Annotated in this window: 11 protein-coding genes and 1 pseudogene; 8 read left to right on the forward strand and 4 right to left on the reverse strand. The window is 38.3% G+C overall.

Annotated features, from left to right (window positions below; all coding sequences use genetic code 11):
* Positions 1-220, reverse strand: a pseudogene (locus tag ACTF6W_RS10975) (transposase); the annotation flags it as partial.
* A 254-nt stretch (positions 221-474) separates the two neighbouring features.
* On the opposite strand from ACTF6W_RS10975, the gene ACTF6W_RS10980 reads away from it, so the two are divergent.
* A complete protein-coding gene (locus tag ACTF6W_RS10980; RefSeq protein WP_438994588.1) occupies positions 475-807 on the forward strand; it encodes an ArsR/SmtB family transcription factor in 333 nt (110 codons plus the stop codon).
* A 28-nt stretch (positions 808-835) separates the two neighbouring features.
* On the opposite strand, the gene ACTF6W_RS10985 is transcribed toward ACTF6W_RS10980, so the two are convergent.
* Positions 836-1,876, reverse strand: coding sequence for an AI-2E family transporter (locus ACTF6W_RS10985; RefSeq protein ID WP_438994589.1), 1,041 nt, complete (start codon positions 1,874-1,876; stop codon positions 836-838).
* Positions 1,877-2,028: 152 nt separating this feature from the next.
* Here ACTF6W_RS10985 and ACTF6W_RS10990 point away from each other — a divergent pair, with 152 nt between their 5' ends.
* From ACTF6W_RS10990 to ACTF6W_RS11010, 5 genes are read left to right on the forward strand one after another with little or no spacing between them, the layout of a single operon-like run.
* Complete coding sequence (locus ACTF6W_RS10990; protein ID WP_438994590.1) at positions 2,029-2,769, forward strand: hypothetical protein; 741 nt, start codon at positions 2,029-2,031, stop codon at positions 2,767-2,769.
* 60 nt (positions 2,770-2,829) lie between these two features.
* Complete coding sequence (locus tag ACTF6W_RS10995; RefSeq protein WP_438994598.1) at positions 2,830-3,357, forward strand: LemA family protein; 528 nt, start codon at positions 2,830-2,832, stop codon at positions 3,355-3,357.
* 12 nt (positions 3,358-3,369) lie between these two features.
* Entirely contained in the window at positions 3,370-4,293 is a 924-nt protein-coding gene (locus ACTF6W_RS11000) for a DUF3137 domain-containing protein (protein WP_438994591.1), read from the forward strand.
* 6 nt (positions 4,294-4,299) lie between these two features.
* Positions 4,300-5,430 (forward strand): aminotransferase class V-fold PLP-dependent enzyme, encoded by a 1,131-nt coding sequence (locus ACTF6W_RS11005; protein ID WP_438994592.1) that lies wholly within the window; start codon positions 4,300-4,302, stop codon positions 5,428-5,430.
* Between the two features lie 8 nt (positions 5,431-5,438).
* The gene (locus tag ACTF6W_RS11010) at positions 5,439-5,939 is read left to right on the forward strand and encodes a CYTH domain-containing protein (RefSeq protein ID WP_438994593.1); all 501 of its coding nucleotides are present in this window, start codon (positions 5,439-5,441) and stop codon (positions 5,937-5,939) included.
* Here ACTF6W_RS11010 and ACTF6W_RS11015 read toward each other — a convergent pair whose 3' ends face one another.
* Positions 5,940-6,434, reverse strand: coding sequence for a J domain-containing protein (locus ACTF6W_RS11015; protein ID WP_438994594.1), 495 nt, complete (start codon positions 6,432-6,434; stop codon positions 5,940-5,942). It abuts the gene before it with no gap.
* 73 nt (positions 6,435-6,507) lie between these two features.
* On the opposite strand from ACTF6W_RS11015, the gene ACTF6W_RS11020 reads away from it, so the two are divergent.
* The gene (locus tag ACTF6W_RS11020; RefSeq protein WP_438994595.1) at positions 6,508-7,110 is read left to right on the forward strand and encodes a GNAT family N-acetyltransferase; all 603 of its coding nucleotides are present in this window, start codon (positions 6,508-6,510) and stop codon (positions 7,108-7,110) included.
* A 33-nt stretch (positions 7,111-7,143) separates the two neighbouring features.
* Here the strand turns inward: ACTF6W_RS11020 and ACTF6W_RS11025 are convergent, their stop codons facing one another.
* Positions 7,144-8,748 carry a phosphoenolpyruvate carboxykinase gene (locus ACTF6W_RS11025; RefSeq protein WP_438994596.1) on the reverse strand — a complete coding sequence of 535 codons (1,605 nt, stop codon included), beginning with the start codon at positions 8,746-8,748 and terminating at the stop codon, positions 7,144-7,146.
* 248 nt (positions 8,749-8,996) lie between these two features.
* Here ACTF6W_RS11025 and ACTF6W_RS11030 point away from each other — a divergent pair.
* On the forward strand, positions 8,997-9,333 hold a 337-nt coding region (locus tag ACTF6W_RS11030), incomplete at its 3' end, for a response regulator (RefSeq protein ID WP_438994597.1).

The raw sequence follows: 9,333 nt of genomic DNA on the forward strand, positions 1-9,333 counted from the left end.
CCCGCTTCTAGAAAGTCTTTCGACCAACGATAATAAAGGTTTTGATTAATGCCTTCTATCCGACATAGCTCGGCTATGCTATGTTCACCGCGCAAGCCTTCAAGTACAATACGTATCTTTTCTTCTGAACCATAGTTCTTAAGGTTGCACAGCGTATATCTTTAACCGTTTTCTCCGCGCTTCCAGTTCTATTTGATTTGTTAGAGTGTTTACGTGTCATCTCCGTTCCTTCGTCATTACGATGAAACAAAAACACTCTCTTATGCAATACCCTTAATTAGTCCAACTTGGTCTGACGGGATACAGGACAAGCGAAATTCGAAGAATGTTAATAGGTAGAGAACTGTTTAACGAAACCCGATAAGTTAACAAATATGAAAATATAAACGAATATTTAACAATTATTAACACTTTGTTAACCATTGTTAAGGAATACTCTTCAGTGTTTCGTAGTGTAAATTCTTGGGAACCTGAATGACTGAAACAGGCGAAGAAAATAGTCAAATAACAAGCGAATTACCTAAAGCCGCAGAAAATGCAGCAGAACTTTTAAAAACTTTAGCAAATCCTAATAGATTGATTATTCTTGATTGCTTGATGCAGGGGGAGTTCTGTGTTGGTGATTTAGAGAAAAGTTTAAATATATCTCAATCTGCATTATCACAACATTTAAGCCGTATGCGTAGTGAAGGTATCTTGGCGCGTCGACGCGAAAGTCAGCAAATTTTTTATTCGATTTCAGACGATCGAGTGATAAGTTTTATGAATGTCGTGCTCGATATTTTCTATCCGAAGAGAAAACAATAAATAATTAAATTTATTTAACTTAACATAGTTATACATCTGAACCGATTTTTCCATTTTGCGATAATAATATTGCAATAGGTTTCGTTTTTGGAAATTCAGAGAATATAATCATCAAAATGACTGTAAAAGGAACACTTAAAAACATTCCTGCTATACCCCAAATGCTTCCCCATAATGCGAGTGAGAGCATAACTACCAAGGGGCTTAAGTTAAGCGAATTGCCCATTAATTTGGGCTCCAAAATATTTCCCATTAAAACTTGTATTGTTGCGAGGCTAGAAATTATTATTAAAAATGGCGTAAAGGTTGTAAATTGTACAAGACTTAACACCGCAGGGAACAAAACAGCAAGCATTGAACCAACAGTGGGAATATAATTAAGTAAGAAGATAATAAAGGCCCAAAACCCTGCATAATCGACATCATTTAAAATGAGTACGATGTAACAGGCAGTTCCCGTTAAAATACTTACAAACGTTTTTATGGCCACATAAGTTTCAATTTTTTTATGGATGGTTTTAATGATTTCTTCAACTGTGTGCGTATGCTCTGATCCATTCAGAAGAGCTTTAAGTTTTGTGTCAAAACTAGCTTGCTCGAGAAAAATAAAAAGCACATAAATCATTATCAGACCGGCATTTCCCGCAAGGCTGGCTAATGTTCCCGCGATATTGCTAATAAAGGGTCGTAAATCTATTTGATTGATAAGTTGGGTAAGGCTAGGTTGGTTTTCAATGCCAAGCAAATCATAAACTCTGCCTGATAGTTTTAAGAGGTTCTCTTGATATGCTGGAGCTGCGGCCTTAACATCCGCAATATTATTGCCAATCATTTCAATCAGCATCCAAAATGCGACTACTGTTGTGATTAGGGACGCAATAAAGCACAGTGATTTTGGAATTTTAAAAGAGCCTATTTGAATTTTATGATAATAATCCGCAAGTGTATTGATTAAAAACCAGATCACAACACTAACCAAAAAGGGTACAATTAGATCGCGCCCAACAACCATTATATAAACGGTTAATGCGATCAGGCCTAATCCACCTGCATATGATAATACTTTCATCAAGTACCCCTTTCTTTCATAACAGTTTCAGATTGTTGTGCGATAAGCTTAAAAGGTCAAGAGGTTTATGGTTGCATTTGATGAATTAATCAGAGAAACTAATGGCATAACCGAGTAGGAGATAAGAAATGAAAAAATAATTAATTGGAGTTGTGTTTATTGCCATTATTGGCGCGGGTGCTTTTATGTATTTATCCTCAAACGCTGGAGGATTAATTAAAGATAGTGCTGAAGAATATGTTCCACCTGTAATTGGGGCTGATTTTTCCTTTGGTAATGTTGATCTTGGTCCTGCAAATGGCGTCGCATCCCTTAAAAATATGGAGATTGGAAACCCTGAAGGGTTTAAATCTGAGCATTTATTTAAAATGGAAGAGTTACTTGTTAAAATGGATGTTAGTCTTGAAAATATGACATCTGATGTGATCCATATCCGTGAGATAAGATTAGAGGGAGCGGATATGATTTATGAAATGGGTCGCAATGGCAATAATGTTAGAAAAATTCAAGAAAATATTGATGCTTATATGCAAGAACTTGGACTTGATAGCAGTTCCGATAGTGAAAAGAAATTCATTATCGATGATGTTTATGTCAATGGAACCAATGTGAAAATCTCAAGCGACCTACTTGGTGGTAAAGGCGTCGGCTTTCCTTTGCCGAATTTGCATCTTTCCGGAATTGGTGAAAAAGAAAACGGTGTACTTGCGTCTGATGTAATAAAACAAATCTTTGGTGCTATTAGCGGAAGTGTGAGTAAGGTTGCTGAAAGCGAGCTTCTTAAAAATACAGTTGGGTCCGTTGAGGACGCAGCAGGCAATGTTGTTAAGGAAATGGAAGATAAAGTAGTAGATCAAGTTGGTAATAAATTGAAGGGTTTAATTCCGCAATAATTAACCCCAAGAAAGGAAAAGCTTGTGTATATACTAATCGCCTTAGGCGTAACGGCCGTCATGATATATATATTATATATACGTCTGATTAAATTAAGAAATGGCACACTAGAAGCGCTATCTTCAATCGATGTGCAGCTTAAAAAACGTCACGATTTGGTTCCAAATATTTTAACAATTGCCAAAAAATTTATGGAACATGAAGAAGGAGTGCTTTCGAAAGTCACACAAATGAGATCCATTTCTGGTAGTGATTATGATAAAAATAATCCGGAAGAAGTAGCACAACATTTGGAAGCTAATAAGCAGCTTCAATCAGCCATGATGAATTTATTTGCTGTGGCGGAAAACTATCCTGATCTTAAATCGCAAGAAACAATGGTGCGGGCACAAGAAACCTATGAAGAAGTCGAAGGGCATATATCAGCAGCGAGGCGTTTTTATAACTCTTCAGTCACAGATTTAAAAAATGCTGTTGAAATTTTACCAAGTAGTATTATTGCCAATATGCTAGGTATCAAAGCAATGCCATTCTTTGAAATTGATGAAATCGAAAGAAAGCCAGTTAGCGCTTCTGATATTCTTTAAAGGTTTTGCTTGATGACCATAGAAGAAATACGCGCAGCACTTCATTCATTTGATGAAGGTGGTTTGGGCCCCGTTTTGGATCAATTGGAAGAAAGGCGAAAAAAAGCATTTAATATTTTTTTAGGTGTTGTTTTTCTTCTTGGATGTTGTGTCTTTTTTCTCATCCTAGAGCAAGGATTAACTGAGCTAGTCAAATTTTCAGGGGCTGGTGCTCTGCTCGTGTCTTTCTTCTTTTATCGTAGAATGTCCGTGATACGCCGCGAAGCGAAGGAAAAATTGATGCCGGCGCTTTGTGATCAAATTGGATTAAATTATAACCTTCATCCTTTAAGTAGCGAAATTATACCTTATCGGAATCTTTCAATTATCCCCTCATATGATGAAATGACCTTAGAAGATCAAATTAGTGTTAAGGTAGAGGAGATCGACTTTAATTTAGTGGAAGCCAAACTGGTAAATGTTTCAAGGGATAGTAAGGGCCGAAAATCAAGATCAACGGTGTTTCAGGGCTTTTTGGTAGAATTTGATTTTCATAAAAATTTCAATGGTGAAACAATAATCACGAAAGATCATACAGCTATTGATAATTTCCTAACCGGTTGGGCGAAGAAGGGTGAAAAAGTAAAATTAGAAGATCCAGAATTTGAAAGAAAATTTGAAGTTCATTCAAATGACCAAGTGGAAGCACGGTATTTACTAACGCCGTTATTTATGGAGCGGGTCTTAAAATTTAATCGCCTGTCTAGTGTTAAGCAGCTACAGATGGCCTTTAAAAATGGTCGTATTTACATGGCTATTAAGCGAAAAGGAAATTCATTTGAGGGCGGAAGTTTTAATTTGAATGATCCGAAATTGATAGAGAAAAATATGCAAGACATTGCGCTTATATTTGATATGGTGAAGGAACTCAATTTGACCCAAGAAACAAAGGTATAATAATTAATGAAATGCCAAAAAGAACTCTTTGATATCCCGGATGGGGTGACGTATTTAAATGCTGCTTATATGGGGCCGCTGTTGAAAACTTCGGCTGATATTGGTGAAAAAGCCCTTCGCAAGAAGCTCTCGCCATGGGCGCTTCCTATCAGTGATTTTTTTGATCCACCAAACCGATTTTATGAATTGGCCGCCGATCTAATTGATGCAAAACCAAGCGATATCGCAATTGTACCATCTGTTTCATATGGAACGGCAATTGCTGCCAATAATTTAAAGATAGAAGGAGGTCAGAATATTGTTGTGTTGGCAAACCAGTTTCCATCTAATTATTATTGTTGGCGTGAATTAGCAGAAAAAAATAATGCTAATCTTATAACGGTTCCTTGGCCAGAGCACGGCGATTGGACCAAAGCGATTATAGACGCTATTGATCACAATACTGCTATCGTTGCCACGGCGAATGCCCATTGGACGAATGGTAGTTATATTGATCTGGTGGAGTTAGGTAAAAAGACGCGTGAATTCAATGCTGCACTCGTCCTTGACTTGACGCAGACATTGGGAACGGTACCTTTTTTCGTTAAAGAGGTTGATCCTGATTTTATGGTTGTTGGCGCTTATAAATGGTTGTTTGGCCCATACTCATTCGGATTTTTATATGCTGCGCCAAGAAACCAAGATGGAAAACCATTAGAAGAAAGTTGGCTTTCACGTAAAGACGCAGAAGATTTTACCCGTCTCGTCGATTATAAAGATGAGTATGAAGAAGGGGCTCGCAGATATGATATGGGGGAAAAGAGTAATTTTATTAATGTTGCCATCGCGATAGATGCATTAGAGTTTTTTAAGAAACATGGTGTTGATGAAATTTCATCTTATATAAAAACGCTGACGGATTATATTGCAAAGCGTGCCAAGGCAATCGGCCTTAATGTCGCAGAAGATCAGTATCGCGTTGCAAATTTAATCGGTATTAATTTCAAAGACGGGGTGCCGGAAAAATTGCCCAAAACTCTATCGGACAATAAAGTTTTCGTTAGTATTAGAGGCAACAGCATTCGAATTGCCCCACATGTTTATAATAATAAAGCAGACATTGACCGTTTCTTTGAAGTTCTTGAAGGAGCCCTTTAAAGATGGCAATGAGCATCGAAATTGAACGTAAGTTTTTAATTTACGAACTACCTAAAGAAAAGCCAGTTAAGTCACACAAAATAAGACAGGGGTATGTCGCTCGCGAAGACGGAAACAGCGTTCGCGTACGTGAGAAAGATGGTCAATTTATATTGAGCGTAAAAACCAATCATGCTGAGGGCGGTCGAAACGAGCTCGAATATAATATTTCAAAGGATGAAGGCGAAGTTTTATTTTCTTCGATAAATCATGATGTTATTGAGAAAACGAGAAATGTTTATTTAATCAATGAATTAACTTGGGAAGTGGATATTTTTACTGGCCGAAATACTGGATTAATTGTTGCCGAAATTGAACTTGATGACTTCAATCAAGATTTTGATATCCCAGAATGGATTGGTCCGGAAGTAACAGAGTTGAGCAAATTTTATAATGCTAATCTTGCTAATCGTCCATTTGATCAGTGGCGTGTTTCTTATCAAGCGTTGGTTGACCGATTAGACGGTTAGTTATTTTTTTAAAACTTCGTAAGCTGCTTTGACTTGCTGGAATTTTATTGCCGTATCCGCGTCATCCATATTGGTGTCCGGATGATAAAGTTTAGCAAGACGTCGATATGATGCTTTGATTTCTGCGTCTGATGCATCTTCATCGAGGTCTAATATTTCTAAGGCATCGTTTCTGCGTTCTTCTTTGCCGTAAGTGGTTGGGCCACTATCGAATGCACCACTACCACGGTAACCTTTGGCTTGGCGCATTTCTTCTTGGGCGCGGCGCATTGCTTCTTCTTGGCTTAACCCATTGAAATAGTTCCAGTTTTTATTGAAATCTGCTACATGCGGTTGACAGAAATACCATTTATCTCTGCTATCTGGTGCTTTAGGCGCAGGAAAATCCCCCGGTTCATCACAGCCGTCATAATCACATATACGAACAGAGACCGGATCCCTTTCGCTTGTATATTCTCCCCATTTTGGGAAAGTCCATGATTTCGATCGTGACATTAATTTATCCTTAGCGTAAAAAAGATGTACTAACAGCTTTTAAGGGGCTCTAACAAGAGTTAATTGGAAAAATATGCAGTATATTATTAGACAAGCTAGAAAAGATGAAAGTTATGAACTTGCAAAGATGGTTAATCTTGCGGGTCAGGGACCGGGAACAATCGGGTTAGACATGTCCGGTTGGACTGCGGAGGCAAAGCCGGGGCAAGACCCTTACGAAGTCGGTCAGAAAAATATTGAAAACGAAGATGATGCTTATTCTTATAAGAATATGCGCGTGATTGAAATTAATGGCGATAAAGCGGCCATTTCATTGTGCTTTGAAGCATATACACGTGGTCCTGAAGATATGGAGAATATTCCTGAGTATTTCAGAGTGTTTAAACATCTGACCAATACAATCCCGGGAAAATTTTATTTAGATAGCCTTGCTGCTAAACCTGAATATAGAGGACAGGGATTAGGTCAAATGATGCTTGATGATTGCATCGAATTGGCGCGAAATAAAGGATATGATGCCATATACCTTATTGCATTTGAAAAAAATGTGGCCGGTATTGGTCTTTATGAAAAGAACGGTTTTAAATCCGTCTTTTCCCTTCCAAACCCTGAACATCCTGATATGCCATATCAAGGTGGTGACGTAATTCTTTATAAAAAAAGCCTCGCAAAATGAGCGAGGCTTTTAAAAAAAATATCTTTTGAGTTCTTAAGCGATAGGGCCAGCGGCTTTCACGGCGTCATCAACATATTCTTCAAATTCAACAAAGTTTTCTTTGAATAGTCCGACGAGATGTGAAGCTTGTTTATCATAGGCCGCTGTATCTTCCCATGTGCCGCGCGGATCAAGAACCGCATCATCAACGCCTGGACAGCTTAGTGGTACTTCAAATCCGAAGTTCGAATCTTGGCGGAATTCAACGTCATTAAGTGTGCCGTCAAGTGCACCATGAAGTAATGCACGTGTGTATTTAATCGGCATGCGGCTTCCGACGCCATAAACGCCACCCGTCCAACCAGTATTAACCAGCCAACATTTTACATCACCTTTTGCAATTTTTTCACGGAGTAGGTTACCGTAAACAGAAGGGTGGCGTGGCATAAATGGTGCACCAAAACATGTTGAGAAAGTTGCTTGTGGTTCTTTCCCGAGACCTTTTTCTGTGCCGGCTACTTTAGCAGTATAGCCAGATAGGAAATGATACATGGCTTGTTCAGGTGTTAAACGTGCCATCGGTGGCATAACGCCAAACGCATCAGCTGTTAACATGATAACATTTTTCGGGTAAGCCCCAGGTGCGCCATCCGTAGTATTCGGAATAGACGTAATTGGATAAGCGGCACGAGTATTTTCAGCTTTAGATCCGTCATCAAGATCAATTTCGCGGGTATCTTCATCGATAACGACGTTTTCAAGAACAGTCCCGAACATGCTTGTTGTCGCATAAATTTCCGGTTCCGCTTCTTGTGATAGGCGAATAACCTTCGCATAACAACCGCCTTCGAAATTGAAAATCGTATTATCAGACCAACCGTGCTCATCATCACCAATAAGTTGGCGTTCTGGATCTGCGGACAATGTCGTTTTTCCGGTACCAGATAATCCAAAGAATACTGCTGAATCCCCATCTTTACCGATGTTTGCAGAGCAATGCATCGGCATAATGCCTTTTTCAGGAAGAAGATAATTTAAAATAGAGAATACAGATTTTTTCATTTCACCTGCATATGACGTACCAGCGATAAGAACCAATTTACGTGCAATATTAATCGTTACAAGTGTTTCCGAATTAATGCCGAGTTCTTCTGGGTCCATCTTAAGTTCAGGTGCGTGTAAGATTGTGAAATCGGGTGAGAACCCTTCTAAATCGGCAACATCCGGTCTTACAAGAAGGTTTCTAATAAATAAGCTGTGCCAAGGAGAAGGTGAAATAGCACGCACTGAAATGCGGTGAGCGGGGTCTGTACCGCCGTAAAGGTCTTGAACATATAGATTGCGTTCGTTGAGATAAGCAAGGATTTGTTTTTCAGCAATATTAAAGTTTTCTTCGCTTATGGCTTTATTTACTTTGCCCCACCAGATGTTGTCTCTGGAGGAAGGCTCATCAACCATATATTTGTCATTCGCGCTTCGACCTGTGTGCTGTCCTGTTTCAACAACAAGGGCACCGCCTTTTGACATTACCCCTAACCCTTGTTTGATTGTATGTTCATAAAGAAGCTCTGGTCCGAAGTTCCAAAAAACATCATTCTTAGAATTAATGTTTTGGTTTTCTATGCCGTTGTTACTTACATACTTCGCAACGTTATTCATTTTCTATCCTTTTTTTTGAATTAGATACTCTACTATAATTCATTTAATTAACTTTGGCTTTCTAAGGGCATTATTAATAGAGATATTTTTAGGTCCAATAAAATTGATTTTACAACTTTTTTCAAACTATTGATTTATAAGGAAAAAAATGTCACATTTATGACACTTTTGTAACGCAAATTTTTTGAAATGATAAAGAATGTTGTGATATTGTTTAATAGATTCGTTTCATAAAAGGATAAATGTAGATGGCTGCTCTAATAACACTCGTAGATGATGATCAGAATATATTGGCCTCTGTAAAAATGGCACTTGAAAGCGAAGGCTTTGATGTGAGAACGTTTACAGATGGTGCAAGTGCCCTTGAGGGGATGAGTGGTAACCCTGGAGATTTAGCCGTACTAGATATAAAAATGCCGCGTATGGACGGTATGGAGCTACTGCGTAGATTAAGAGAAAAACAATCTTTGCCCGTTATCTTTCTTACCTCTAAAGATGATGAAATTGATGAGATGCTCGGTTTGAAAATGGGTGCTGACGATTATATTAAAAAACCATTTTCACAACGGTTGTTAATTGAACGAA

Source organism: Pseudemcibacter sp., assembly GCF_965661635.1.
Classification (GTDB): domain Bacteria; phylum Pseudomonadota; class Alphaproteobacteria; order Sphingomonadales; family Emcibacteraceae; genus Pseudemcibacter.